The sequence below is a fragment of the Rhodococcus sp. 24CO genome (assembly GCF_050586165.1).
GTDB lineage: Bacteria > Actinomycetota > Actinomycetes > Mycobacteriales > Mycobacteriaceae > Rhodococcus_F.
In genome coordinates this window covers 284,875-309,283 of the sequence record NZ_JAZFNF010000005.1, presented here as the reverse complement: position 1 = coordinate 309,283, position 24,409 = coordinate 284,875, and the positions used below count along the sequence as shown (strand labels likewise).

Below are 24,409 nucleotides of genomic sequence, written 5' to 3'. Positions count from 1 at the left end.
TCATGGACTTCGACCTGCTTGGTCCCCTTCCTTCCGGCACAATAGTATTGGAAGCAAGCGCGGGCACGGGTAAGACCTACGCCATTGTGGGTCTGGCAACTCGGTGTGTCGCCGAAGGTGTGGCGGATATTTCGCAGGTACTGCTGGTGACGTTCAGTAGGGCTGCAACGCAGGAGCTTCGGGAGCGGACGCGTGAGCGGTTCGCTGGTGTATCGGCTGCGCTGGCACAGCTGGACAGTGCCCGTCACTCGGAAGACGTGTTGGTTCGTCATCTGGCATCTGCAGGTGACGAAGAGGTTGCACGTCGTCGCCGCCGACTTCTGCAGGCCCTCGCCGAGTTCGATTCCGGCACCATGACCACAACTCACAGCTTCTGCCAGCGGATGCTCGACGGTCTGGGTATCGCGGGTGAACGGGAACCGGATGCGACGTTTGTCGAATCGGTCGACGATCTGATCGACGAGGTCGTGTCCGATCTCTACCTCGTCCGCTACAGCTCCCTGGACACATCCCCTCCGTTTTCTGTGAAGGATGCGCTGGCGATCGCGCGGAGCGCGGTCGCAGACGGGCAAGCTGTACTCGAACCCGATGCCGATGAGGACACCATCCCGGGGCAGCGGGTGTTGTTCGCCGCGGCAGCTCGGGACGAAGTCGAACGACGCAAACGTGCCAGGGGGATTCGCGACTTCAACGACCTCCTGACGTTGTTGCACGGCGTGCTCGCTGATCCTGACTACGGCCAGGAAGCTTGCCGCCGCGTGCGCGAGAAGTTTCGTGTGGTCCTGATCGACGAATTCCAGGACACCGACCCGCTGCAATGGGATATCTTGCGCCTCGCGTTTCACGGGCACACCACGCTGGTACTGGTCGGTGACCCCAAACAGGCAATCTACGCATTTCGCGGAGCCGAGGTGCTGAGCTACCTCGACGCCGTTCAGCAGGCCGATTCACATCAGGAACTGACCACCAACTGGCGCAGCGATCCGGGTCTGCTGGCTGCGCTCGAGCATCTGTACGGCGATGCCGCGCTGGGTAACGACAGCATCGTCGCTCATCCGGTTGCGGCGTCGCACGAGGTTTCCCGGCTTCCGGGGCAGCCGCCGATGCGTTTGCGCTATCTGCCGCGCACCGGCGCAGGTCCGCTCAATCGGTCGCAATTTCCCGCGGTCGGCAGATTGCGGAGCCGCATCGCCGACGACCTTGCCGCGGACGTCGTGCGCGTGCTCTCGAGTGGGTCCGAGCTGAGTCTCGACGGTGCGAGCCGGCCTGTTGTACCCGGCGACATTGCAGTCCTGGTGCGTAATCACAAGCAGGCCGAAATGATTCGTGGCACTTTGGAACTCGTCGGTGTTCCATCGGTATTGACCGGCGGATCCAGTGTCTTCGCGACGGCGAGTGCACAGCACTGGCTGTGGCTGTTGCAGGCCGTCGAGCAGCCTCACCGCGCAGATCGCGTACGGCTGGCTGCCCTGTCGCCGATTCTCGGACATACGCCGGAGGCGATGGATTCCGACGGCGACGCAATTGTGGCTGCGGTGTCCGGGCAGCTGCGAGTGTTTGCCGAGCTGTTCCAGCGCATCGGATTTGCTGCGGTATTCGAAAGAATTTCGGGTGAAACAGGTTTGGAGCGAAGAATCCTGTCGTCGCCGTCCGGCGAACGTGATTTCACCGATCTGCGTCACGTGGCGCAAATGCTCGGCCGTGTTGCGGCCGAGGAATCGCTCGGGCTGAGCGCCCTCGTACGGTGGCTGGGGGATCGGATCAAGGACCCGGCGTCGGGAAGCGTGAGTGATCGAAGCAGGCGGCTGGACAGCGACGCAGCGGCAGTGCAAATCGCCACGGTTCACGCCAGTAAGGGCCTCGAGTTCCCGATTGTGTACGTGCCCTTCGGTTGGGACAGCGTCGGCGGATTCGCCGCAGCGACCCAGATGCTCCACGACGGTGACGGACGCCGGATTCTCGACGTCGGTGGAGCTGAAGGTCCGGGATACAACACCCGGAAGCTGACAGCTGAAACAGAGGGGGCAGGCGAGGAGTTGCGTCTGCTGTACGTGGCACTCACCCGGGCGCAGTGTCAGCTTGTTCTCTGGTGGGCGCCGGCATTCGGTACGTCGCGGTCTGCGTTGCACAGGTTGCTGCTCGGACGTACACCCGGAATCGTCGAGCCCGCCCGAGTGGTGAAAGTCCTTGACGACGGCGCAATTGCCGCACGACTGGAATCGTGGCCCGCGGGTCGCTCGGACGTGATTTCCGTCGAATCGGTCGGCCCGCACCCACCGTCGGTTGATCGTTGGTCCGAATCCGCCTCGGAGACCTACGAGTTGGAGGCAGCCCGCTTCGATCGTGACCTGGATACGCTGTGGCGCCGGACGTCGTATTCGGCGTTGACGGCGGGCGCTCATCATGCGCCCACCACCGGCAGTGAGGTCGAGGATCCGGGCAAGGACGACGAACCCGAGGACTTCGTGGACGTCGGCCCAGTTGAATCCTCACCGCTGGAGGCATTGCCGTCGCCGATGAACGGACTACCCGCGGGCGCCGCGTTCGGCACGTTGGTTCACGAAATTCTCGAAGTTGTCGATACCTCCGCTGCGAACTTACGCACCGAACTCGAGGCGCGATGTGCACTGGCGGTTGCTGCCCGGGCTGCGGATCTCGACCCGGTTGCGCTGGCGGGCGCGCTATTTGCAGTAATGCACACGCCGCTGGGCTTCGGAACGCTGGCGACAATCGATCCTTCGGATCGACTGCCGGAGTTGGACTTCGAATTGCCATTGGCAGGCGGTGACGATCCGGTGTCGATTATGGTTACGCTGCGTCAGGTGGCGGAACTTCTCCGAAAGCATCTGCCGCACGACGATATTCTGGTGAGCTATGCCGATCACCTGGGCCGCGTCGACGCCGTACCGATGCGGGGATTCCTGACGGGCAGTATCGATGCCGTGCTGCGGATTCCGGGGCCGTCGTTCGTGATCGTCGACTACAAGACCAACAGGTTAGGCCGCGGCGATCTCACGGCTGCGCATTACACCCGGGACCTGATGGCAGCTGAGATGATTCGCTCGCATTACCCGCTTCAAGCTCTGTTGTACTCGGTTGCATTGCATCGGTATCTGCGGTGGCGACTTGCGGATTACGATCCGGGGCGGCACCTGGGCGGTGCGCAGTATCAGTTTGTCCGCGGGATGCTCGGACCGGAAAGTCCGCCGCAGTGCGGTGTATTCGAGTGGAAACCACCGGCCGCACTCATCGTCGAGTTGTCGGATCTGCTCGCGGGCCGATCTTCGCCTGACGTACTGGAGTTCTCATGACCGAAGCTCAGTTGGCCCAGCGAGCACGAGGGATCGTGCGCACGTTCAACGAGGCCGGGGTCCTTCTGGCCGCTGACGTCCACGTTGCTGTCAGATTGTGCACCCTGGGAGGGGAACCGTCGCCAGGCGTGATGCTGGTGGCGGCGTTGGCGGTTCGCGCGGTGCGCTCGGGATCGGTCTGCCTGGATCTACGACGCATGCAGGATGTCAGCGTCGACGGGGTCACCGAAGCGGAACTTGCCGCGTTACCCTGGCCGGAACCTGAAGCGGTGATCGCCGCGCTACGGTTGAGCCCCTTGGTGATCGGCGGAAATGGCGGGCCGTTGCGACCGCTGCGACTGGTCGATACCGATGACGGAGAGTTGCTGTACCTGGACCGGTATTTCCTGCAGGAGCAGACAATTCGGCGGGTGCTCGATGAGCGAGCCGAGACGCATCCGGTGGTCGACACCGAACTGTCGCGCACCCGATTGCAGACAACTTTTCAAGAGGATTCAGGCCGTACCAGTGGCCCCGACCGTCAGCGCATTGCGGCAGCCCTGTCGCTCACACACTGGACAACGGTTATCGCCGGTGGCCCGGGTACCGGCAAAACCCACACAGTGGCACGTATTCTTGCACTGCTTCTCGAAGAGCACGGCAGCGAGTTACGAATCGGACTGGCTGCACCCACCGGCAAAGCGGCTGCGCGATTGCAGGAGTCGGTGCGCGAGCAGGCAGAGCAGTTGAAACTTCCGGCAGACCTCACGGCGATGACGCTGCACCGTTTGTTGGGGTGGCAACGGGGCAGCGCCAGCCGATTCAAGTACAACGCGTCGAACCGCCTGCCGTTCGATGTGATCGTGGTGGACGAGACGTCGATGGTGTCGTTGACGTTGATGGCTCGATTACTCGAGGCCGTGCGTCCTGACGCGCGCCTGCTGTTGGTCGGCGATCCGGATCAGTTGACGTCGGTGGATGCCGGTGCGGTTCTCGCGGATCTTGTTGCACGACCATCGAATGCGGAGGGCAACACGGCGCTGGCAGACATTGTCGGTGCGGACTTGGAGCCTGGAGGTACGGCCGAATCACTCACCGCTCACGATCGTGAACGTCTACGCGGCGGCATCGTTCAACTTTCGCGTGGCCGACGATTCGACGGAATCATTGCGCAGTTGGCGAGCGCGGTTCGGGAGGGCAAGGCAGAGGAGGTCATCGGCCTTCTTCGTAGCGGTGATCCCGCCGTGTCGTTTCATACGCCCGAGGACCTCGGCGCGCTGCGTTCCGACATCGTCGCGAGCGCTCAGTCCACAACTCGATTCGCGAAACAGGGTGACGCGATGCGAGCGCTGAAAGCGATGGAATCGCACCGCCTTCTGTGCGCACACCGCGACGGCCCGTACGGCGTCAGTCGATGGGCAAAACAGGCCATGGACTGGGTGGGTGCCGCCTCCGGGGAGTTCCTGAATCCCGAGCAGTGGTACCCCGGCCAACCGCTGTTGGTCACAGCCAACGATTACGAGGTGGGCATCTACAACGGAGATACCGGGGTGATTGTCGAGGGTGAGGGCGGAGTGCTCATGGCAGCCTTCCAACGCGGCGACAACACCTTCCAGCTGCACCCGAGCTCATTGTCGTCCGTGCAGACGGTCTATGCGATGACCATCCACCGAAGCCAAGGCAGTCAATACGACACCGTCTCCGTCATGTTGCCGGCCGAAGCGTCGTCGCTGCTGACTCGGGAGTTGTTGTACACCGCGATTACTCGCGCGCGAACTCGTGTTCGGGTGATCGGAACAGAGGAGTCCGTGCGTGCCGGCGTCGAACGCCAGGTGCTCCGGGCCAGTGGCTTGCGTCGTGCCATCCGTCCCTACGACGGTTGACATGGCTGCATAAGGACTTCGGGAAGCCCTCGACCTCCACGTGAGATTGAATGAGTTTGTGTCTGGGTATGCACTGCGTGCACGCTCCGTTGTCGATGCTCCATTGAAACATACGAGACACACATGGACTCCGCTGATGCCGAACCCCTCAGTACATCGGAACGCGCTGAACTCGAGAGATTGCGCGCCCAATTTGCGGCTGAGAAGCCGACTGAGAGGCAACGGGGTGAGCATTCGGCGCTTCGCTGGATCGGCGTCTGGATCTTGCTCATCTTGATTCTCGTGCTGTCGTTCGCAGGTGTACTCGCACGTTATGCACGCAGCGAACTGCTCGATTCCGCCCGCTACGTACAGACCGTCGCGCCTTTGGGGTCGAATCCTGTCATCCAGGGCGAAGTCACCGACCGGATCACCGATGAGATCGATTCACAGCTGGACATCGAGAAGGTGACTGCGGACGCGTTGGCATCACTGACCGAGAATGCGGAGCGGGTGCCGCAAGTGGTGGTCGGTCTCGCGCCGGTCATCGCTGATCAGGCGAAATCATTCATCCACCAGACAGTCGGCTCGGTGGTGTCCTCGGACGCATTCGAAAATCTGTGGGTAGAGGCGAATCGTGAAGCCCACCAGTCCTTGACGGCGGTATTGACCGGCGACACGCGAGCCGCGGTCGATATCAGTGACAAGGGTGAGGTCAGTATCTCGCTGGCTCCATTGATCGAGAAGGCGCGCAGCGCACTCGTCGATCGTGGGTTCGCTTTTGCCGACAGGATTCCCGATGTCAATAAGTCGTTCGTGATCTTCGAATCCCCGAAGTTGGTCAAGGCTCAGCGCCTTGTGTCTGCGTTGGACAAAGCGTCTGCGGTTCTTCCGTGGGTGATCATCATCCTTGCCGCCGGGGCAATTTGGTGCGCCCCCAAGGGATCGCGTCTGCGGACTTTGTCACTGGTCGGAATCACGGTTGCTGTGGCGATGGCGCTCCTCGCCGTCGCGCTCAGCATCGGGCGCGCGGTGTATCTGGACGACATTCCCGCCGACGTGCTGTCGCCCGCGTCGGCCGGAGTTATCGTCGATACCCTTCTCCTGCCGCTCAAGACGAGCTTGCGCGCCGTCTTCGTTCTCGGTGTTGTGATCGCGATCGTCGGCTATCTGACCGGTGGATCGTCGTCGGCGCTTGCCGTGCGCCGCGGATTCAGCAAGGCGGTTGACTCGGTCAGGTCGCCGAGTACGGATCGTGAACCACGTGCGATCGAGACTGTGTGCGCAAAATATATTGTGGCGCTTCGGGTCTTGGTCGTTGTCATCGCGGTGGCCGTATTGGTTTTCTGGCGCTACCCGTCGGGTGTTGTCGTAGCGGTGACGGTGCTCGTGGCAGTGCTCGCGTTGGTTGCCCTGGAGGTAATTGCGCGGCCGGCTCGGGTGCATTAGAGCCTTCGGCCCCGTGCGCCTTTCCGGTAGTCGGCACTACCGGAAAGGCGCACAGGGCCCGCAGGGCCTTAGACGTACGGCGAGTACGCAGGCAGATCCAACTGACCGTTGCCGGACAGACCGATCACGATCACCTCGGGTTCGGTGACGGAACGCGCGTGAGCGATCGCACCCGCAACTGCGTGGGTGGATTCCGGAGCCGGGATGATGCCCTCAGCGCGGGCGAAGATGAGGCCGGCGTTCAGTGCGTCGTCCTGATCGATGGCAATGGCATCCATCAGTCCCAGGTTGACAGCATGGGAGACCATCGGCGACATACCGTGGTAGCGCAGACCACCGGCGTGGATGGCCGGCGGAACAAAATCCTTGCCCAGCGTGTGCATCTTGAGCAGCGGGGTCAGGCCGGCAACGTCACCGAAGTCGTAGCGGTACTCGCCCTCGGTGAGGGACGGGCAGGCCGACGGCTCGCAGGCAACGAGACGAGTCTTGGTGCCCTCACGCAGATTCCGTCCCAGGAACGGGAAGGTCAGGCCAGCCAGGTTGGAACCGCCACCGGCGCAACCGAATACGGTGTCCGGGACGGCGTCGCCAGCTTCTTCGAGCTGAACCATGGCTTCCTGGCCGATGACGGTCTGGTGCAGCATGACGTGGTTCAGGACGCTACCGAGCGAGTAGTGCGTGTTCGGATCCTGCGCGGCAACCTCGACTGCTTCGCTGATCGCCATGCCCAGTGAACCCGTGGTGTCAGGGTGCGATTTCAGCAGTGCGCGACCGGCTTCCGTCAGATCCGACGGCGACGGGTGGCAGATTCCGCCGTAAGCCTCCATCTGGATGCGGCGGTACGGCTTGGAGTCGAAGGACGAACGAACCTGCCACACCTCCACGTCGAGTCCGAGCAGCGCTCCGGCAAAGGACAGCGACGCGCCCCACTGGCCGGCGCCGGTTTCGGTGGTGAGCTTGGTGGTTCCCTCGATGGCGTTGTAGTACGCCTGAGCCACAGCGGTATTCGGCTTGTGCGAACCGACGGGGCTTACGCCTTCGTACTTGTAGTAGATGCGGGCCGGCGTTCCCAGCGCGCGCTCGAGGCGGTGTGCGCGGAAGAGAGGGGAGGGCCTCCACATGCCGTAGATCTCGCGGACGGTCTCGGGGATCTCGATGTACCGTTCCGTCGACACTTCCTGCGCGATGAGATTCATCGGAAACAGCGGTGCCAGGTCCTCAGGACCGAGCGGCTCGCGGGTGCCCGGGTGCAGGTGCGGGGGAACGGGTTCGGGGAGGTCGGCCGCCAGGTTGTACCAGTGCGTCGGAACCTTCGACGGGATGGAAACGCCCAATGGTTCGAGCGAACGGTTGAGTGGGGTGGTGGTCAACTAACTCTCCTTCATGGATTTCGGTACCTGGTTCGCGGTATCGGGTGATCCAATGCTGGAGCGTTGCGGACCACCCGATCTCGTCTGGGCAGCACACAGTTGCGGCTGACCGTCAGCGGTCAGGCCACCAGCTGTGCAGGGCGGGGAAGGTCACGAGCCGATGGTACATCGAGTGCCCGCGTGGTTGCTGAACCGTCTCGGTCTGTGGACTGGGCGGGAATCGAGTGAGCATGGTTTGTCTCGAGTGAGCATGGACATCAACGGGCAGGAAACCGTGCTCACTCTGCAGAAAAGGTGCTAGCTCCGGCACGTACCATGAACCCGACGCACGAAGACGCACGAACGAGAGGAACGGAGGCGCGGTTGCGATGGCAGACCTGAGCTCGCGCGAGCGGATGATCCGCAGCGCCGTCGAGTTGATCAGCCGCAACGGCGTCGACGCGACCTCGTTCAACGACGTGATCAAGCACAGCAGCGCCCCGCGCGGGTCCATCTACCACCACTTTCCGGGCGGCAAAACCCAGCTGATGGTCGAGGCCGTGCAGGCTGCAGGCGCCGTCATCACGCGTCGGATCAGTGCGGCGTCGGCCACTGGATCGCCGGCCGACATCATCGATGCCGTCGGCGATATCTGGCGCCGTAACCTCGCGAACTCCGATTTTGCGATCGGCTGTCCGATCATTGCCGGCGGGCTCGCCCGGGCGAGCGAACCCGAAGTTGCGCAGGCCGCTGCTGAGGTTCTCGCCGGTTGGCAGAGGCTGGTCGAGACTGCACTGGGCGAGGCAGGCTCACCGCCGGATCAGGCCCGGTCGATGGCAAACCTGACCATCGCCTCGATCGAGGGGGCGGTTGCGCTCTGTCAGACGACGCGCAGTATCGAGCCCCTCGAGCGAGTGATGGAAGCTCTGCAAGATCTATCGAAAATTACTGTGGCGCACCGATATTAAGTTCGTCGGGATGAGCGCCGACGCGAGTGCCGTCGTCAAGCGTGGCGATTTCGCTGAGGTCGAGTTCGGTCAGTTCGAAGTCGAAGACGTCGATGTTCTCGGCGATGCGGGCATCGTGCACGGACTTCGGAATGACGATGAGGCCATTCTGCAGATGCCAGCGGATCAGCACCTGCGCGGCTGACTTGCTGTGCCGATCTCCGATGCGGGTGATGATCGGGTCCGTCAAAAGTGTGTTCGGTTTCGAGGCCGGGCCCCATCCCGCGTTGCTGGTTCCGCCTAGTGGGCTCCACGATTCGACCGCGATTCCATGCTCGGCAGCCTTGTCGCGAATGGCGTGCTGAGGGAGATGGGGATGCAATTCCACCTGATCCACAGCGGGGAGCAGCCCACCTCGGTCGACAAGAAGCTGCAGGTGGTGGGGTTCGAAGTTGCAGACGCCGACCGCTTTCGCGCGACCTGATTCGGCGATCTTCTCCATCGCGTCCCACGTGCGGAGCAGTCGTTCCTTGTCCTGGAGCGGCCAGTGGACGAGGTACAGGTCGACGTAGTCCACGCCCAATTTCTTGATGCTGGTGTCGAACGCTGCCAATGCCGGTTCGTAGCCCTGATCGGAGTTCCACAGCTTTGTGGTCAGGAAAACGTCCTCACGGGCAACCGATGACGAAGCGATGCCGCGTCCGACGCCCTCTTCGTTGCCGTAGGCGGCCGCCGTGTCGATGTGGCGATAACCGGCGTCGTCGAGCGCAAAGCGCACGCCATGTTCGGTTTCGTCGTTGGTGGCCTGCCAGACGCCGAGGCCGAGTTGCGGGATCGTGGTTCCGGAATTCAGGCTGATGTCGGGGATGCTCATGTATTCAGGCTAGCGAGGGTGCCGACGGATTGCCTGGCATCATGTATTCACGTGACCCGAATCCGAATGTTTGCCACCGACCTCGACGGCACCCTGCTGCGCTCCGATCGAACGATTTCGGAGCGGACGGCGCAGGCGATGGAGAGTGCACGCCTCGCGGGAATCGAAGTGGTGTGGGCTACGGCTCGCGCTCGGCATTCGGTGCATACGTTGGCAAGCTCGTGCGGGTTCCGGGGTAAGGCGGTGTGCGCCAACGGCGCTGTGATTCTCGATCTTGCCGACGGTACCCCGGTGATCGTCGACACTGTCTCGATCGAAACATCCTTGGCGGCAACGGCAATGGAACAGATTCGCACCCTCGTTCCCGGCGTCGTATTCGCGAATGTCGGGCCGACACAGTTCTTCGCGGAACCCGAATACGCTGCGCTGTGCGACTTCACGGATCACCACAGACACGTCCACGAGATGGTTCTTGCTGATGCATTGCCGCTGGAGATCGAACCGATGGTGAAGATTGTTGCCCGGCATCCGGACGTGTCGAGTTCCGATCTCTACCGGACCGCCGCTGCAGCCGGAATTGCCGGTGTCGAACTCACTCATTCAGGTGCCCCGTACATGGAAATGGCGGCTTCCGGGGTGTCCAAAGCCAGTGCACTTGCACAGTTGTGCGCCGCTGAAGGCATTGACCCGTCGGAGGTCGCTGCGGCAGGTGACGCCGTCAACGACCTGCCGATGCTGATGTGGGCAGGTACGGCGTTGGCGCCGTCGAACGCGTTACCGGAAATTCTCGAACTCGCAGACCGAGTGCTGCCGAGCAACGACGAGGACGGCGTCGCGAGCCACCTGGAGGAATTGGCGATGCTGAATCGCAGCTAACTCGCCAGTCTGGTGTGATCTCCACCGGCGGCATGCCGCGCTAGTAGTTTTATCGCATGCTCGACTGTCGCGGCGAGAATATCCTCCGGCTCGCCGCTGAAGACCTGTTTCTCGGTCTCGGCGACACCATGATCGACAACCCCGAACCACACCGTTCCAGGCTCTTGGTCCTCCTGGGGTTCGGGGCCGGCCTCCCCGGTGACGGCCAGAGTCAGCGTGGCACCCATCAGGGTTGCAGTGCTGTGGGCCATGACTCGTACCGCGTCTTCACAGACGACGGGACCGTCCGGAACGTGGAGCACGGAATGCTTGACCGCGGGACTGTACGCGACAATCCCACCACTGAACCAAGACCCGGCATCGGGCGCCTTTCCCAGGTGCGCGGCGATATTTCCGGAGGTCAGTGATTCCGCTGTTGCGACGGTCAAACCGCGTCTTGTTGCTGCGGTTGCCAATTGCTCGCACACATCGTCGAGGCCGCGTTCAGTGGGGAGTGCGGGTTGGGGATCGGTGCTCACCTTGTTGTCCTTTCAGTTCGCAGAAGGCGCGCGAAAGCGTTCCCACACCCGGTGCGTCTTCAAGAGTTCTGTCAGGGCGTTGACCGCTTCCTCCGGGTCGGGCGCAACTAGAATTCCTCTGCCAAAGCCCTACCCCACACATGATTCGACAAACATCGTGCTGGTAGCCCCACTCGAACGGGTCGTGTTGTTATTCGACCATCGGGTAGTGGACGCGAGGCGCCGCGGCAATTTCAGCCCGTGACGGCTTTCGGTCCGAAGCCCACACCACAATCCGTCATGAACTCCGTGAATACGCGATCGAATCGGTCCGGGTAGTCCAGGTGCGGGAAATGTCCTGCGCGGGGGAAGATTTCGACACGACCCAGGGGGAGTTCGGCGCGGGCGTTCTCGGTGTGCGCGTTGGGAATGATGGTGTCTTCCGCGCCCCAGACCAAAAGTGCCTGCAAGTTCTGGAACTTCGCGAAATGTGGTGTAGCGGCGACGGTTTGGCCCTGGTAGTTGATTACCGAACGGGCGGTGGCAAGAAATGCCTGCCGGGTTGCGGCGTCGGATACCGTCGCAAGGCTCTTGCGAGCTTCACTGGCGCTGGCACCCAATCTGAACAGGCCGACCTTGTTGAACAGTCCGAGAGCTTTGTCAGTGACGTCGGTCAGCGTCTTGGACGCGAGGACGGGAAGAACCAGTTCGCTGCCAGGCAAGGTTGCGGCCCGAAGGAGCGGACTGACTTCGGGGCCGAGGCCACCGCTGGCCACCAGACACAGGCGCTCGACGCGGTCGGGGAACAGGTACATGGCTTGCATGGCAACACCGCCGCCGAGGGAGTGGCCGACCAACGTCGCGGAGGGTATGTCGAGTGCTTCCAGGAGGTCGCGCACCGTCGCGGCGTGGGCACTGAGAGAGTAGTCGCCGGTAGGCTTGTCGGAGGCTCCGTGCCCGAACAGATCGGGTGCGATGACGCGGTAGCGCCGCGACAGCGTCTCGATCTGCGGTTCCCAATTGGTATGTGCGCCGAGAAGGCCGTGAATCATGACGACAACGGGGCCTTCGCCCTGATCGACGTATTTCAGCTGGTCACCGTGCAGTACAACGGTCTGCAATTGATCGGTTGCCATGGTTGAGCCTTTCGGAGCGACCGGGTTGTCCAGCGCTCGCGTGTTGTGAGGGCCGCATCTCCGCCCCGACGCGGATTCACGGTGTTTGTGACTGGGAGTTACCCCAGTTCCCTCAGTATGCCCATTGCAGGTCGTCCTGTCGTGGTCGTGCCGGGTGTTGTGACGAACCGTGATTGCTGCCTCGACGGGAGACATAGAACTCAGTTGGGTGCGGATCAGGTGAAATCCTCGAGCTTTCCGAAGGTCAGAGCGATATCCCAGGGATGGACGTTCCACGTCTGGATGGCTGTTGTGGCGAAGATGCCTGCCGCTTCGATGGTCTCCTGCGACGCCGGTGCTGCGACGGAAACTCCTGGTTGATCGCTGGGAACCTCGGGCCAGACACCGGTATCGGTGGGGGCCGGTGCTGCTTCCATGACGGCATTTGCTGCGCCGTCCTCGCTGATCACGGCAAACAGGCAATGCGGCTGCGGCGGAGCGTCCCAACCACCCTGTTCTACCAGCCAGAATTCGCTGCGCCCGGCAGCGGAGAGGGCAACGTGTGCGAGTGCCAGTTCGAGTTCGTCCCACGGATCTCCGTCGACGGGGATGGGTTCGCCGAGTTGGAACGATCCGGCGGCTTCGGCGTTGTCGGCAGAGGCGAAGCGCGGTTGCACCGACAGGGTGCCAGACTGTGCGTCCAGGAAGGCAATCTCTCGAGATCGGTTGTCCGGCATCATGGTACGGGCGATTCGTCCACGGCCGAGGAGTTCGGCAAGGCCTTCGGGATCGTCGATGCTCCACAGGCGGGTCTCGTCCTCGGACCAGGTGCGGATCATTCCACTGACGACGGGACTGATCAGTACAGGTTCGAGATTCGTAGTGTCGCTCTGTTCACTCATCGCGCGCTCCCACCGAAGTTCGTACCGCCGGACGGGTTCCAGGGGACTCTCGGACAAGTATGCCGCCTCGCGCTGTGCGCCTTTACTAACCGCGGGCGGTTGGTAAGGGCGCACAGTAGGCGATCACATATGCGTTCCACCGTCGATGCGGATTTCGGTTCCGGTCACGAATGAGCCGTCCTCGGATGCGAGCATCGCGATCACGCCTGCCACCGCGGACGGGGGCGCAAACCCGTCGCCGATGGCTGGTAGCAGCTTGCCGAGCAACGTGTAGTCGATATCGGCGGGGAATCCGGGGTCGGAGGTCATTCCCGACGCGATGCTGCCGGGTGCCACGGCAACAGCACGCAGGCCTTGCTTGCTGTATTCGAGAGCGAGTGCATGGGTGAAGGATTGGATGCCGCCCTTGGACGCCGCATAGGCCGCCATGTACGGGTGGGCAAACGTGGCGGAGGTGGAACTGAAGTTGACGACAACACCGTTGCCGCTTTCCAGCAGAGCGGGTAGCGCTTCACGGGTCATGAGGAACGTGCCGGTGAGGTTGACGCCGATGACGGTGTTCCAGAAGTCGAGCGACATCTCGTGTGTACGTTCGGAGCGCAGGATTCCAGCGGCGTTGACGAGGACATCCAATCCGCCGAGTGCGGTGATCGCAGAACCGATCTGCTGCCGAACGGAGTCCTCTTTCGAGATGTCGACGGTGACGACGGTGAGGCGGTCCCCGTGACAAGCCGCAGCTGCCGCGGCTTGGGTGAGTTCGAGTCCTGCTTCGGAAATATCCGCGGCAACGACGGTGCCGCCCTCCTCCAGGATTCGAGCCACCGTGGCTTGCCCGATGCCGGACCCGGCACCGCTGATGAGGACACGCTTGTTGTCGAATCGGTTCATGAAAACTCTCCGGTCTGTGGAAGAAACGACGCTGCTACTTTTGATTCTCCGGAGAAAAAAGCCCGAAACCAGGGGTTATCCCATTGAGCGAACACGTGGCTTTTGACGCACTACTACGGCCGGAATTACGTACAGCGCAAGGCTGTACGTAGCGCGGCGCTGGTCGGGTCACCGCGAGATGAAAGGAGGAATCCTGCTCGCCGACCATGCATTCTCCAACCGCCATGAGCTACGGGTGGAGCGAGTTTGACGCCTAAGCTCTTCGACCGTATTCCTGCCGCGACGGGTGAAGCGAGGGTTTGGGCGAAAGATGCAACTTCGTAACGTGATTGTGCTGTGTGCTCGACACAAAAGCCCCCTCGGCCTGTCGGCTGAGGGGGCTTTCGGATGTGGTTGTTACAGCCCTGCGGCAGTTGCCAACTCGGGCAGGTACGCACTCGGCTGGCCGAACAACTGCGCGCTACTGTGCGCACGCTTGAAGTACAGCTGGGCGTCGTGCTCCCAGGTGATGGCGATTCCGCCGTGCAACTGAACGGCTTCGGAGGTGATCTGCTGGAAAGCCTCCGAGCAGTACACCTTGGCGACAGCTGCGTCACCGGCGGACTGTGTGGCAACGGCCGCGTAGGTCATGGACCGTGCCGTCTCGACCAGCGTGTACATGTCGGCCATCCGGTGCTTGAGGGCCTGGAAGGACCCGATTGCGCGACCGAACTGCTTGCGAGACTTCGTGTATTCCACGGTCTGTTCGACGATGGCTGCGGCAGCACCCACCTGCTCGGCGGACAGTGCGATCAAGGCAACCGTTCGGATGCGCTCGACCAAGTTTGCAGACCACGCAAGAGGCCGCCCGCGAACACCGGAGAACGTGACCTCCGAGAGCGTGCGCGTCGGGTCCATGGTGGGGACGCGTCGGCGGGAAACACCCTCGGCTTCGGGATCGACTTCGTAGAAACCGTCGCTCGTCAGCACCAGCAACGTATCGGCGATGTGTCCGTCGAGTACGTAGGCAGCGGTGCCGTTCAATGCGTCCTCGGTGGCGGAGATTCCGAAGGAACCCCAACCGCTCGCACCCGCCCAGCACAGCGCGAGTGTGCTTTCGCCGGCAGCAACGCCGGGCAGCAGACGAGAGCAGGCGTCGGTATCGCCTGAGAGCAACAGGGCTTGCGCAGCGAGAATCGCGGAACCCAGCATCGGTGACGGAGTCAGTGTGCGCCCGAGTTCTTCCTGGACCACGTGAACTTCCGCCAAGCTCGCTCCGACGCCGTCGAACTCCTCGGGAATCGCCAGTGCGGCGACGCCGATCTGCTCGCACAGCTTGCTCCACAGCGCGGCGTCGTAGCCGTTGTCCGTGGTGATGGCGGCGCGGACGGCAGCGGAGTCGGAATGCTTGCTCAGGAGATCGCGTACCGACGCGCGCAATGCTGCCTGGTCTTCGGTGTCGATGCTCATGACGCCACCAGCGATGCGACTACTCGGGCGCGGTGCTCGGACGGAGCGCCCCACGCGGTGAGCAATGCCCGTACCTTGGTGAGCCACAGTGAGAGGTCGTGTTCCATCGTGTAGCCGATGGCGCCGTGAACCTGCAGTCCGACGCGAGCGGCCTTGTAGGCAGCATCGCCACACGCGACCTTGGCGGCGGAGATGTCACGCGACGCGTCGGCCGACTGATCGCGTACCGACAGTGCGGCACCGTGCAGGAGCGGGCGAGCCATTTCGAGAGAAACGGCAACCTCGGCCAGGTGGTGCTTCATGGCCTGGAACTGTCCGATGACCTTGCCGAACTGCTTGCGCTGCTTTGCGTATTCGGTGGTGACCTCGAGGAGAGTCTGGCCGAGGCCCTGAAGCTGAGCAGCAGTAGCGAGAGCGCCCATGTCGAAGGCTGCCGAGAAGTCGGCGGAGCCGAGCGACTCGCCGGCGGATACCTCGAAGAGCTTGCGCGAGAGATCAACCGACGCCTTGGCTTCACCGGGAACACCGAGGCTGACTGCGCCGTCCTGTGCAAGCAGAACCAGATCAACAGAGTTGGCATCGAGTGCAAACGGCGTGTGCGGGGGCGCTGCGACCGTGGCCAGCGAACCTTCGGCAAGAGCAGAGAGTCGCTCCGGTGCAACAGAAGCCAGCAGTGTCGGTGCTACCGCGATGGTCTCGACGACCGGACCAGGTACCGCATGGCGACCGAGCTGCTCGAGAGCGACAACCAGGTCGACGGCGTCAGCACCCAAACCGTCGTGTTCTTCGGCGATGACAAGTCCGTTGACGCCGGTCTCGGCGAGGCGCTGCCACAGCTTCTTGCCTGGTGCGGTGTCACCGTCGTTCCAGGAGCGGATGACGGCGGGCATGTCGGACTTGGTGAGCAACGCATCGATGCTCGCAGCGAAGTCCTGGTGGGAGGAGTCGAGCGCGAATCTCATCGGTCCGCCTTAGGTAGGCCGAGCAGACGCTCAGCGATGACATTTTTCTGAATCTCGTTGGTGCCTGCGTAGATCGGGCCGGACAGGGAGAACAGGTATCCGTCCATCCAGTTGTCGGCCAGTTCGGCTTCGGGGCCCTGCAGTTCTAGGGCGGTCTCGTGGGTCGCTATGTCCCACTCGGACCAGAAGACCTTGTTGATCGAGGATTCGGCACCGAGTTGTCCACCGTCGGCGAGACGGGTGACGGTCCCGAACGTGTTGAGCTGGTAGGCGCGAGCGCCGATCCAGGCGTCGGCGACCTGGTTGCGCAGAGCGCTGTCGTCCGTGCGTCCGCTGGTCTTGTACAGCTCGAGAAGGCGGTCGACGGTGGCGAGGAAGCGGCCGGGGCTACGCAGCGAGAGGCCACGCTCGTTGCTGGCGGTGCTCATCGCGACGCGCCATCCTTCGTTGACGCTGCCGATCACACCGGACTCACCCGGGTTGGCCGGGTCGTCGGGAACAAAGACGTCCTCGAGGAAGATCTCCGCGAACCCGGGCTCACCGTCGAGCTGATCGATCGGACGGACGGTGACGCCGGGCGAACGGAGGTCGAACATGAAGTAGGTAATGCCCTTGTGGCGCTGCGCATCCGGGTCGGAGCGGAACAGGCCGAAGCCCCAGTCCGCATAGCTGGCGCGTGAGCTCCACGTCTTCTGGCCGTTGAGCAGCCAGCCGCCGTCGACCTTCTTGGCGCTCGAACGCAGGCTGGCGAGGTCGGAACCGGATTCGGGTTCGGACCAGGCCTGGGCCCAGATGTCGTCGGCGCGTGCCATGCGAGGCATGATGCGTGCGAGCTGTTCGGCGTTTGCATGTTCGAAGAGTGTGGGAGCCAGGAGGAAGATGCCGTTCTGGCTCACGCGTCCGGGTGCGCCCGAGCGGTAGTACTCCTCCTCGAAGATGACCCACTCGAGCAGCGACGCGTCGCGTCCGCCGAGTTCCTTGGGCCACGAAACAACGGCGTAGCCGGCGTCGGCGAGGGTGTGCTCCCACTGACGGTGCTCTTCGAAGCCCTCGGCGGTATCCATCGACTTCAGGGGAGTGGCGGGCACATTCGCCTCCAGGAACGAGCGGACCTCGTCACGGAATGCGGTTGTGGCGTCGTCGAATACGAGATCCACTAGTTTGTTCCTTCCTGCGGTGTGCGAGCACTGGCAGCCATGGCTTTGGCGTCGAGACCGCCAAGCGAGTCTTTGCCTACCTCGGCGTTGTGAGCGTGAGCGAAGTGATGCAGACCGAAGACGGAATCGATGCCGTTGCGCATCCCCATCTGATCCTCACACTGGTTGACGGCTTTCTTCGTGAGAGCCAGTCCGAAGCGCGGCATCTCGGAGATGCGTTCGGCAAGTGCAAACGTCTCCTGCTCGAGATCGTCGCGGGCAACAACGCGGTTGACCATGCCGATTTCGTAGGCGCGTTGCGCGGTGAATCGGTCGCCGGTGAACAGCATTTCCTTGGCGAATCTCGAGCCCACCATCCACGGATGTGCAAAGTACTCCACGCCGGGGATACCCATGCGGACAACGGGATCGGAGAAGAAGGCGTCGTCGGCGGCGACGATCATGTCGCAGACCCACGCGAGCATCAGGCCGCCGGCGATGCAGGCACCCTGCACCATGGCGATGGTGGGCTTGGGGATCTCCCGCCAACGGCGGCACATTCCCAGGTACACCTCCATCTCGCGAGCGAAACGTTGGTCACCACCGGGCTTGTCGACGTGATCCCACCACATGGCGGCTTTGTTCTCGTACTCGACGTGATGGTCGCGGCCAGGAGTCCCCAGGTCGTGTCCGGCACTGAAGTGCGGTCCGTTGCCTGCCAGGACAATGACTTTGACGTCGTCGTCGTCGACAGCGCGCTGGAAAGCGGCGTCGAGTGCGTACGTCACGACCGAGTTCTGGGCGTTGCGGTAATCGGGACGGTTGAGGGTCACGACGGCCACCGTGCCGCGGACCTCGTAGGTCACGACATCCGCTTCGAAAGGTACGGTCATGACTTTTCCTCACGCAGAACAGTTTTGAGGATCTTGCCGGAGGGATTGCGGGGGAGGTGATCGACGAAGCGCACTTCGCGAGGGACCTTGAATCCGGCGATCTTTTCCTTGAGGAATGCGATGACGGATTCTTCGGTCAGTCCGGCACCGTCGAGCTGAGCGATGTAAACACGGCCCACCTCACCCATCCGGTGATCGGGAACGCCGATGGCAGCCGATTCGTGGACACCGGGCAGTCGAGCCAGCATTCCTTCGATCTCGGCGGGGTAGACGTTGAATCCGCCGCTGACGTACATGTCCTTGAGGCGGTCGGTGATATCGAGATATCCACGCTCGTCGAGGGTTCCGACGTCGCCGGTGTGCAGCCAACCGTCGGCGTCGATGGCCTTGGCGGTGGACTCGGGGTCATCGAGGTATCCGAGCATGACGTTCGGTCCGCGCAGCAGGATCTCGCCCTGGTCGCCGATCTTGACCTCGAAATCAGCCGTCGCGCGGCCCGAGCTCGTGGACACCGTGACCGGGTCGTCGTCGGTGCGGCACATGGTCGCCACCACAGCCTCGGTCAGACCGTAGGCGGTGAGAACGGCGTCGAACAGTTCGCTTTGCATGCGCTCGACCAGAGCGACGGGAACCGGAGCGGCGCCCGTGATGGCGATACGCAGCGACGAGAGGTCGTACTCGCCGCGGCGGGGGTGATCGAGGATCGTCTGGTAGATCGTCGGCGCGCCCGGGAGGATGCTGACCTTCTCACGGTTGATCAGTGACAGGGTCTCGTCGATGTTGAAGACGGACACCGGCACGATGGTCGCACCGTTGAGGAGGCAGACCAGAATTCCGGCCTTGTATCCGAAGGTATGGAAGAAGGGGCTGATGATCAGGAAGTTGTCATCGGCAGTGACCTCGGCATTGTCTCCCCAAGCCTGTGCGACGCCGATCGACTGGCGATGAGCGCTGATCGCGCCCTTGCTGCGTCCCGTCGTACCGGAGGTGAAGAGGATGTCGCTGACATCGTCAGGCGTCACCGCTGCAGCCCGCGCGTCGGCTTCGATGCGGGTGTCGTCCGTCGAGAGGGCGAGGAAGTCCTCGAACTCGATGACGCCGTCGCGAGCGTCGTCGCCGTCTACCGGTACGCGGATCACCGTCGGTATCGACAGGTCGGGATTGGCGTCGAGCAACTGCTGGTATCGATCGGCCTTGAGGAACTTGCCGACGACTACCAGGGCGGCTGCGTCGACGCGCTCGACGATGTCGAGTGCCTCGGTGCCCGTGTATCTGGTGTTGATCGGGATAATTGCTGCTCCGGCGTACTGCGCGCCCAGCAGTGCAATCACCCAGTCGTGGGTGTTGGGCGCCCAGATGACAACACGGTCGCCTGCCTTCACTCCACGTGTGATCAGTGCGCCCGCAAAATCACGAACACGCTGGTGCAACTGTGCAAAGGTCAGTCGGGTGTCGCCATCGGCAATTGCCGCGAGCTCACCGAACTCCTCGGCGGCCCTGATAAGGGCTGATGGGATGGTTCTCGGTTGATCGGTCACTGGACTCCTACCTGACACGCTACCTAGCAAGTGCTTGGTAGGTTATCTTACATATGTGGACCAGAGCGAGAGCCCGGACGGGCAGATGACCGACGACGAGTTTGCGGCAGAAGTTTCGCAGTGGCTGGCAGAGAACCTGACCGGCAAATTTGCCCAGCTCAAGGGCAAGGGCGGACCGGGCAGTGAGCATGAGTTCTTCGAGCAACGCCTCGAGTGGGACAAGCATCTCGCGGCCGCGGGCTGGACGTGCCTTGGATGGCCGAAGGAGTTCGGTGGCCGCGGAGCCACCATCTCCCAGCAGGTTGTCTTTCATCAGGAGTACGCGAAGTCGGGTGCCCCGGCACGTGTCAGTCACATCGGCGAGGAACTTCTCGGTCCGACCCTGATCGCCTACGGAACCGACGAGCAGAAGCGTCGCTTCCTGCCGGGCATCAACACGGTCAGCGAGCTGTGGGCGCAGGGGTACTCCGAGCCCGGAGCCGGCTCCGACCTCGCCAACGTCTCGACGACGGCCCGTCTCGAAGACGGCAAGTGGATCATCAACGGCCAGAAAGTATGGACGTCGCTCGCACACGTTGCGCAGTGGTGCTTTGTCGTGTGCCGCACCGAGGTCGGATCCAAGCGTCATCAGGGCCTGAGCTTCCTGCTGGTGCCGCTCGATCAGCCTGGTGTGACCGTACGTCCCATCCAGCAGCTCACCGGCACCTCCGAATTCAACGAGGTCTTCTTCGACGACGCCGTCACGGACGCAGACCTCGTGGTCGGTGAACCGGGTGAAGGCTGGAAGATCGCCATGGGCCTGCTCACCTTCGAGCGTGGTGTGTCCACACTCGGTCAGCAGATCGGGTTCGCCCGCGAACTCCAAGGCGTCGTAAACCTGGCGAAAGCCAATGGCAGTGACCAGGATCCGCACATCCGCGAGAAGATCGCCCGTGCCTGGGTCGGGCTCCGCGTCATGCGCGCCCACGCTATGCGTACTCTCGATGCGGTCGACGCCGGAACCGGTGGCGGCGAAGCGTCCGTCGCAAAACTGTTGTGGGCCAACTGGCATCGTGACCTCGGGCAGCTCTCGATGGACGTGCAGGGTGCGTCGTCGCTGGTTGCACCGTGGGAGAACTCCGAGGGCCAGCCCTCCGACATCACCGATCCCGAGCACCTCGAGTTGGACGAGTGGCAGCGACTGTTCCTCTTCACTCGCGCCGACACGATCTACGGCGGCTCCAACGAAATTCAGCGCAACATCATTTCCGAGCGTGTGCTCGGTCTTCCCCGAGAGGCTCGCTAAATGTCTGACTCCACCGTGGTTTCGCCCTTGTCCGTCGCGCCGGAGGAAACTCCGGGCCACGCTTTGCTGAAGGGCAAGAAGGCCGTCATCACCGCCGCCGCGGGAACGGGCATCGGTTTCTCGACCGCGCGTCGTGTCCTGATGGAAGGCGGTGACGTCCTCGTCTCCGACTTCCACGAGCGTCGTCTCGGTGAGACCGTCGAGAAGCTGAAAGCCGAATTCCCCGGCCAGCAGGTCGAATCGATCATCTGCGACGTCTCCAGTACCGCACAGGTCGACGCACTCTTCGACGGCGCAGCCGAGAAGCTGGGTCGCATCGACATCGTGGTGAACAACGCCGGTCTCGGCGGCGAGACACCGGTCGTCGACATGACCGACGATCAGTGGGATCGTGTCATCGACATCACGCTCAACAGCACGTTCCGCGCGACGCGCGCGGCGCTGCGGTACTTCAAGAACGTCGAACATGGCGGTGTTCTCGTCAACAACGCATCGGTTCTCGGCTGGCGCGCACAGCATTCGCAGGCCCACTACGCAGCGGCCAAGGCCGGCGTCATGGCTCTGACGCGTTGCAGCGCGATCGAGGCCGCCGAGTACGGCGTCCGTATCAACGCCGTCTCGCCGTCCATCGCCCGCCACGCCTTCCTGGCGAAGGTCACCAGCGAAGAACTGCTGGACCAGTTGGCGTCCGGAGAGGCCTACGGCCGCGCAGCCGAGGTGTGGGAAATCGCTTCGGTGATCGCGATGCTGGCGAGCGACTACACGACATACATGACCGGCGAGATCGTTTCTGTTTCTTCGCAGAGGGCGTAGGCCTACTGTGCGCCTTTTGGCAGTGCCGACTACCAAAAGGCGCACAGTGAAGCCCTGGATAGGATTGAAATCATGACGCCATCCCGAAATTCCGACGACACCACAGGAAAATCCGGTCGCCGCGACGAACTTCTCGCGATCGCCGCCGGCCTGTTTGCCGACCGCGGAGTACGGGCGACGACGGTACGCGATATCGCCGATGCAGCTGGGATACTGTCCGGCAGTCTCTATCACCATTTCGATTCCAAGGAGTCGATGGTCGACGAGATTCTGCACCAGTTCCTCGACGACTTGTTCGGCAAGTACCGCGAGATCGTGGCTGCAGGTCTTGGCAGTCGGGCAACGCTCGAGGCGCTGATCGTCACGTCGTACGAAGCGATCGACGCGTCGCATTCGGCCGTCGCCATCTATCAGGACGAGGTTAAACACCTGGTCGCGAACGAGCGATTCTCGTACTTGGTCGAACGCAACACCGAGTTCCGGGACCTGTGGGTGAGTGTGCTCGAGGCTGGGGTGGCCGACGGAAGTTTCCGCTCCGATCTCAATATCGAACTGGTCTTCCGCTTCATGCGCGACACCGTCTGGGTTGCCGTGCGCTGGTACCGGCCGGGTGGCACGCTGACCGCGCACACCGTCGCAGCCCAGTACCTCGCAATTGTTCTCGACGGGCTCTCTGATCCGTCTGCGGCAGCTGCCGCACCCAAAACTACTGCTGCACTATCGAACTAGGAGTAAAGATCATGTCCGAGGTTTACATCGTCGATGCCATCCGCACCCCGATCGGTAAGCGCGGCGGCGCACTGTCGGGTGTGCACCCCATCGACTTGGGCGCACACGTCATCAAGGCTGTCGTCGAGCGCACCGGTATCGATCCGGCAGAGGTCGACGACGTCATCTTCGGTTGCGTCGACGCCATCGGTGGCCAGGCCGGCAACATCGCCCGCATGTCCTGGCTCGCAGCAGGATTGCCGCAGCACGTTCCCGGTGTGACTGTGGACCGTCAGTGCGGTTCCAGCCAGCAGGCAGTGCACTTCGGCGCGCAGGCAATTCTCTCCGGCACCGCAGACCTGATCATCGCCGGCGGCGTGCAGAACATGAGCCAGATCCCGATCTCGGCAGCCATGATCGTCGGCCAGCAGTACGGATTCGACACTCCCTCTTCCGGTTCCGTCGGCTGGACCGAGCGCTACGGCGATCAGGAAGTGTCGCAGTTCAAGGGCGCAGAGATGATCGCCGAGAAGTGGGACGTCAGCCGCGAAGAGCTCGAGAAGTGGGCACTGCAGAGCCATGAGCGCGCCAAGGCCGCCATCGCAGCAGGCCGATTCGACAACGAGATCGTCACGATGGGTGACGCCACCGTCGACGAAGGCCCCCGTGAGACCAGCCTCGAGAAGATGGCGTCGCTCAACGTCCTCGTCGAAGACGGCCGGATGACAGCTGCTGTCGCAAGCCAGATCTCGGATGGCGCGAGCGCACTGCTCCTGGCGTCGGAAGAAGCAGTCAAGAAGCACGGTCTCAAGCCCCGCGCCCGGATTCATCACCTCAGCGCCCGCGGCGACGACCCCATCTTCATGCTCAGCGCACCCATCCCGGCAACGCAGCACGCGCTGGAGAAGACGGGCCTGACCATCGAGGACATCGACATCGTCGAGATCAACGAGGCTTTTGCTCCCGTCGTCCTCGCGTGGATCAAGGAAATCGGTGCGGATCCGGCCAAGGTCAACGTCAACGGTGGCGCAATTGCCCTCGGTCACCCGCTCGGCGCTACCGGCACCAAGCTGATGGCAACGCTTCTCAACGAGCTCGAGCGCACCGGCGGACGCTACGGCCTGCTCACCATCTGCGAGGGTGGCGGCACCGCAAACGTGACGATTATCGAGCGCCTCTGACAAATCTGCTGTGCGCCTTCGGTAACCGCGGGCGGTTACTCGAGGCGCACAGCAGTTAGTTCGGAGTATCCGCCACCTGCACGTCGAACTTGACGTTGTCGCCGTCGACGCTGGTCACAGTTCCTGTCACGTCGTATTCGGTGCCCTGGTCGGTCAAGGTGCACACGACGGTTGCACCGACCTCCGCGTCGAGGCCCTCGGGACAGGTGACGTCATCGGGCGCCCTGCCGACGGTCGCTGCGAGCTGGCTGGACATCTGGGCTGCGACCTCGTCCGCAGGTACCTGCTTGTCGCCGACGCTGACGGATGCCGAGCACGCACCGGTAGCCAGTGCGGCAGCTACGCACATTGCCGCAACAAGGTAATTTTTCTTCATGCGTTCTCCCAGGTGAGCG

21 protein-coding genes are annotated in these 24,409 nt (G+C 62.8%); 9 read left to right on the top strand and 12 right to left on the bottom strand.

Annotation, left to right across the window (positions count from 1 at the left end; translation table 11 throughout):
• The first annotated feature begins 2 nt into the window (after nucleotides 1-2).
• The 3 genes from V2B23_RS14330 (at nucleotide 3) to V2B23_RS14320 (ending at nucleotide 6,601) form a co-directional block, all read left to right on the top strand.
• A complete protein-coding gene (locus V2B23_RS14330) occupies nucleotides 3-3,311 on the top strand; it encodes a UvrD-helicase domain-containing protein (RefSeq protein ID WP_430950953.1) in 3,309 nt (1,102 codons plus the stop codon).
• On the top strand, nucleotides 3,308-5,173 hold the full coding sequence (recD, locus tag V2B23_RS14325) for an exodeoxyribonuclease V subunit alpha (protein ID WP_430950952.1): 1,866 nt from the start codon (nucleotides 3,308-3,310) through the stop codon (nucleotides 5,171-5,173). The genes V2B23_RS14330 and recD overlap by 4 nt, the downstream gene beginning before the upstream one ends.
• Before the next feature lie 123 nt (nucleotides 5,174-5,296).
• Entirely contained in the window at nucleotides 5,297-6,601 is a 1,305-nt protein-coding gene (locus V2B23_RS14320; protein ID WP_430950951.1) for a hypothetical protein, read from the top strand.
• Nucleotides 6,602-6,669: 68 nt separating this feature from the next.
• Here V2B23_RS14320 and V2B23_RS14315 read toward each other — a convergent pair whose 3' ends face one another.
• Nucleotides 6,670-7,971: a TrpB-like pyridoxal phosphate-dependent enzyme gene (locus V2B23_RS14315; protein ID WP_430950950.1), complete on the bottom strand. Its 1,302-nt coding sequence runs from the start codon at nucleotides 7,969-7,971 to the stop codon at nucleotides 6,670-6,672.
• 368 nt (nucleotides 7,972-8,339) lie between these two features.
• Here V2B23_RS14315 and V2B23_RS14310 point away from each other — a divergent pair, with 368 nt between their 5' ends.
• Nucleotides 8,340-8,918, top strand: coding sequence for a TetR/AcrR family transcriptional regulator (locus V2B23_RS14310; protein WP_430950949.1), 579 nt, complete (start codon nucleotides 8,340-8,342; stop codon nucleotides 8,916-8,918).
• Here the strand turns inward: V2B23_RS14310 and V2B23_RS14305 are convergent.
• Complete coding sequence (locus V2B23_RS14305; protein ID WP_430950948.1) at nucleotides 8,896-9,771, bottom strand: aldo/keto reductase; 876 nt, start codon at nucleotides 9,769-9,771, stop codon at nucleotides 8,896-8,898. The two genes, V2B23_RS14310 and V2B23_RS14305, sit on opposite strands and share 23 nt — an antisense overlap.
• A gap of 51 nt (nucleotides 9,772-9,822) precedes the next feature.
• Here V2B23_RS14305 and V2B23_RS14300 point away from each other — a divergent pair, with 51 nt between their 5' ends.
• The gene (locus tag V2B23_RS14300; RefSeq protein WP_430950947.1) at nucleotides 9,823-10,647 is read left to right on the top strand and encodes an HAD family hydrolase; all 825 of its coding nucleotides are present in this window, start codon (nucleotides 9,823-9,825) and stop codon (nucleotides 10,645-10,647) included.
• On the opposite strand, the gene V2B23_RS14295 is transcribed toward V2B23_RS14300, so the two are convergent.
• The 9 genes from V2B23_RS14295 to V2B23_RS14255 all read right to left on the bottom strand — a co-directional run bounded on the left by V2B23_RS14295 (nucleotide 10,644) and on the right by V2B23_RS14255 (nucleotide 20,027).
• On the bottom strand, nucleotides 10,644-11,165 hold the full coding sequence (locus V2B23_RS14295) for a CinA family protein (protein WP_430950946.1): 522 nt from the start codon (nucleotides 11,163-11,165) through the stop codon (nucleotides 10,644-10,646). The genes V2B23_RS14300 and V2B23_RS14295 overlap by 4 nt on opposite strands.
• A gap of 233 nt (nucleotides 11,166-11,398) precedes the next feature.
• Nucleotides 11,399-12,280 (bottom strand): alpha/beta fold hydrolase, encoded by an 882-nt coding sequence (locus V2B23_RS14290; protein WP_430950945.1) that lies wholly within the window; start codon nucleotides 12,278-12,280, stop codon nucleotides 11,399-11,401.
• A gap of 215 nt (nucleotides 12,281-12,495) precedes the next feature.
• Nucleotides 12,496-13,161 carry a hypothetical protein gene (locus tag V2B23_RS14285; protein ID WP_430950944.1) on the bottom strand — a complete coding sequence of 222 codons (666 nt, stop codon included), beginning with the start codon at nucleotides 13,159-13,161 and terminating at the stop codon, nucleotides 12,496-12,498.
• 123 nt (nucleotides 13,162-13,284) lie between these two features.
• On the bottom strand, nucleotides 13,285-14,049 hold the full coding sequence (locus V2B23_RS14280) for an SDR family NAD(P)-dependent oxidoreductase (protein WP_430950943.1): 765 nt from the start codon (nucleotides 14,047-14,049) through the stop codon (nucleotides 13,285-13,287).
• Between the two features lie 396 nt (nucleotides 14,050-14,445).
• Nucleotides 14,446-15,498 (bottom strand): acyl-CoA dehydrogenase family protein, encoded by a 1,053-nt coding sequence (locus V2B23_RS14275; protein ID WP_430950942.1) that lies wholly within the window; start codon nucleotides 15,496-15,498, stop codon nucleotides 14,446-14,448.
• Nucleotides 15,495-16,460, bottom strand: a complete 966-nt coding sequence (locus V2B23_RS14270) for an acyl-CoA dehydrogenase family protein (RefSeq protein WP_430950941.1) — start codon at nucleotides 16,458-16,460, stop codon at nucleotides 15,495-15,497. Before V2B23_RS14270 ends, V2B23_RS14275 begins: the two co-directional genes overlap by 4 nt.
• Nucleotides 16,457-17,617, bottom strand: coding sequence for an acyl-CoA dehydrogenase family protein (locus tag V2B23_RS14265; protein ID WP_430950940.1), 1,161 nt, complete (start codon nucleotides 17,615-17,617; stop codon nucleotides 16,457-16,459). Before V2B23_RS14265 ends, V2B23_RS14270 begins: the two co-directional genes overlap by 4 nt.
• Nucleotides 17,617-18,489: an enoyl-CoA hydratase gene (locus tag V2B23_RS14260; RefSeq protein WP_430950939.1), complete on the bottom strand. Its 873-nt coding sequence runs from the start codon at nucleotides 18,487-18,489 to the stop codon at nucleotides 17,617-17,619. Before V2B23_RS14260 ends, V2B23_RS14265 begins: the two co-directional genes overlap by 1 nt.
• Nucleotides 18,486-20,027: a FadD3 family acyl-CoA ligase gene (locus V2B23_RS14255; RefSeq protein ID WP_430950938.1), complete on the bottom strand. Its 1,542-nt coding sequence runs from the start codon at nucleotides 20,025-20,027 to the stop codon at nucleotides 18,486-18,488. The genes V2B23_RS14260 and V2B23_RS14255 overlap by 4 nt, the downstream gene beginning before the upstream one ends.
• A gap of 55 nt (nucleotides 20,028-20,082) precedes the next feature.
• On the opposite strand from V2B23_RS14255, the gene V2B23_RS14250 reads away from it, so the two are divergent.
• The 4 genes from V2B23_RS14250 to V2B23_RS14235 all read left to right on the top strand — a co-directional run bounded on the left by V2B23_RS14250 (nucleotide 20,083) and on the right by V2B23_RS14235 (nucleotide 24,014).
• Nucleotides 20,083-21,312, top strand: coding sequence for an acyl-CoA dehydrogenase family protein (locus tag V2B23_RS14250; protein WP_033232403.1), 1,230 nt, complete (start codon nucleotides 20,083-20,085; stop codon nucleotides 21,310-21,312).
• On the top strand, nucleotides 21,313-22,125 hold the full coding sequence (locus V2B23_RS14245) for an SDR family oxidoreductase (protein ID WP_430950937.1): 813 nt from the start codon (nucleotides 21,313-21,315) through the stop codon (nucleotides 22,123-22,125). It begins immediately after the preceding gene.
• A gap of 72 nt (nucleotides 22,126-22,197) precedes the next feature.
• Nucleotides 22,198-22,854 (top strand): TetR/AcrR family transcriptional regulator, encoded by a 657-nt coding sequence (locus tag V2B23_RS14240; RefSeq protein ID WP_430950936.1) that lies wholly within the window; start codon nucleotides 22,198-22,200, stop codon nucleotides 22,852-22,854.
• An 11-nt stretch (nucleotides 22,855-22,865) separates the two neighbouring features.
• Nucleotides 22,866-24,014, top strand: coding sequence for an acetyl-CoA C-acetyltransferase (locus V2B23_RS14235; protein WP_430950935.1), 1,149 nt, complete (start codon nucleotides 22,866-22,868; stop codon nucleotides 24,012-24,014).
• Nucleotides 24,015-24,069: 55 nt separating this feature from the next.
• Here V2B23_RS14235 and V2B23_RS14230 read toward each other — a convergent pair whose 3' ends face one another.
• Nucleotides 24,070-24,390, bottom strand: coding sequence for a DUF4333 domain-containing protein (locus tag V2B23_RS14230; protein WP_430950934.1), 321 nt, complete (start codon nucleotides 24,388-24,390; stop codon nucleotides 24,070-24,072).
• Between the last annotated feature and the right edge of the window lie 19 nt (nucleotides 24,391-24,409).

What these genes read in the sequence shown, in the direction of transcription:
- V2B23_RS14240 (WP_430950936.1), top strand. Translation starts at nt 22,198, where the DNA reads ATGACGCCATCCCGAAATTCCGACGACACCACAGGAAAATCCGGTCGC.
- V2B23_RS14270 (WP_430950941.1), bottom strand. Translation starts at nt 16,460, where the DNA reads ATGAGATTCGCGCTCGACTCCTCCCACCAGGACTTCGCTGCGAGCATC.
- V2B23_RS14290 (WP_430950945.1), bottom strand. Translation starts at nt 12,280, where the DNA reads ATGGCAACCGATCAATTGCAGACCGTTGTACTGCACGGTGACCAGCTG.
- V2B23_RS14285 (WP_430950944.1), bottom strand. Translation starts at nt 13,161, where the DNA reads ATGAGTGAACAGAGCGACACTACGAATCTCGAACCTGTACTGATCAGT.
- V2B23_RS14310 (WP_430950949.1), top strand. Translation starts at nt 8,340, where the DNA reads ATGGCAGACCTGAGCTCGCGCGAGCGGATGATCCGCAGCGCCGTCGAG.
- V2B23_RS14235 (WP_430950935.1), top strand. Translation starts at nt 22,866, where the DNA reads ATGTCCGAGGTTTACATCGTCGATGCCATCCGCACCCCGATCGGTAAG.
- V2B23_RS14245 (WP_430950937.1), top strand. Translation starts at nt 21,313, where the DNA reads ATGTCTGACTCCACCGTGGTTTCGCCCTTGTCCGTCGCGCCGGAGGAA.
- V2B23_RS14230 (WP_430950934.1), bottom strand. Translation starts at nt 24,390, where the DNA reads ATGAAGAAAAATTACCTTGTTGCGGCAATGTGCGTAGCTGCCGCACTG.
- V2B23_RS14305 (WP_430950948.1), bottom strand. Translation starts at nt 9,771, where the DNA reads ATGAGCATCCCCGACATCAGCCTGAATTCCGGAACCACGATCCCGCAA.
- V2B23_RS14320 (WP_430950951.1), top strand. Translation starts at nt 5,297, where the DNA reads ATGGACTCCGCTGATGCCGAACCCCTCAGTACATCGGAACGCGCTGAA.
- recD (WP_430950952.1), top strand. Translation starts at nt 3,308, where the DNA reads ATGACCGAAGCTCAGTTGGCCCAGCGAGCACGAGGGATCGTGCGCACG.
- V2B23_RS14330 (WP_430950953.1), top strand. Translation starts at nt 3, where the DNA reads ATGGACTTCGACCTGCTTGGTCCCCTTCCTTCCGGCACAATAGTATTG.
- V2B23_RS14280 (WP_430950943.1), bottom strand. Translation starts at nt 14,049, where the DNA reads ATGAACCGATTCGACAACAAGCGTGTCCTCATCAGCGGTGCCGGGTCC.
- V2B23_RS14260 (WP_430950939.1), bottom strand. Translation starts at nt 18,489, where the DNA reads ATGACCGTACCTTTCGAAGCGGATGTCGTGACCTACGAGGTCCGCGGC.
- V2B23_RS14275 (WP_430950942.1), bottom strand. Translation starts at nt 15,498, where the DNA reads ATGAGCATCGACACCGAAGACCAGGCAGCATTGCGCGCGTCGGTACGC.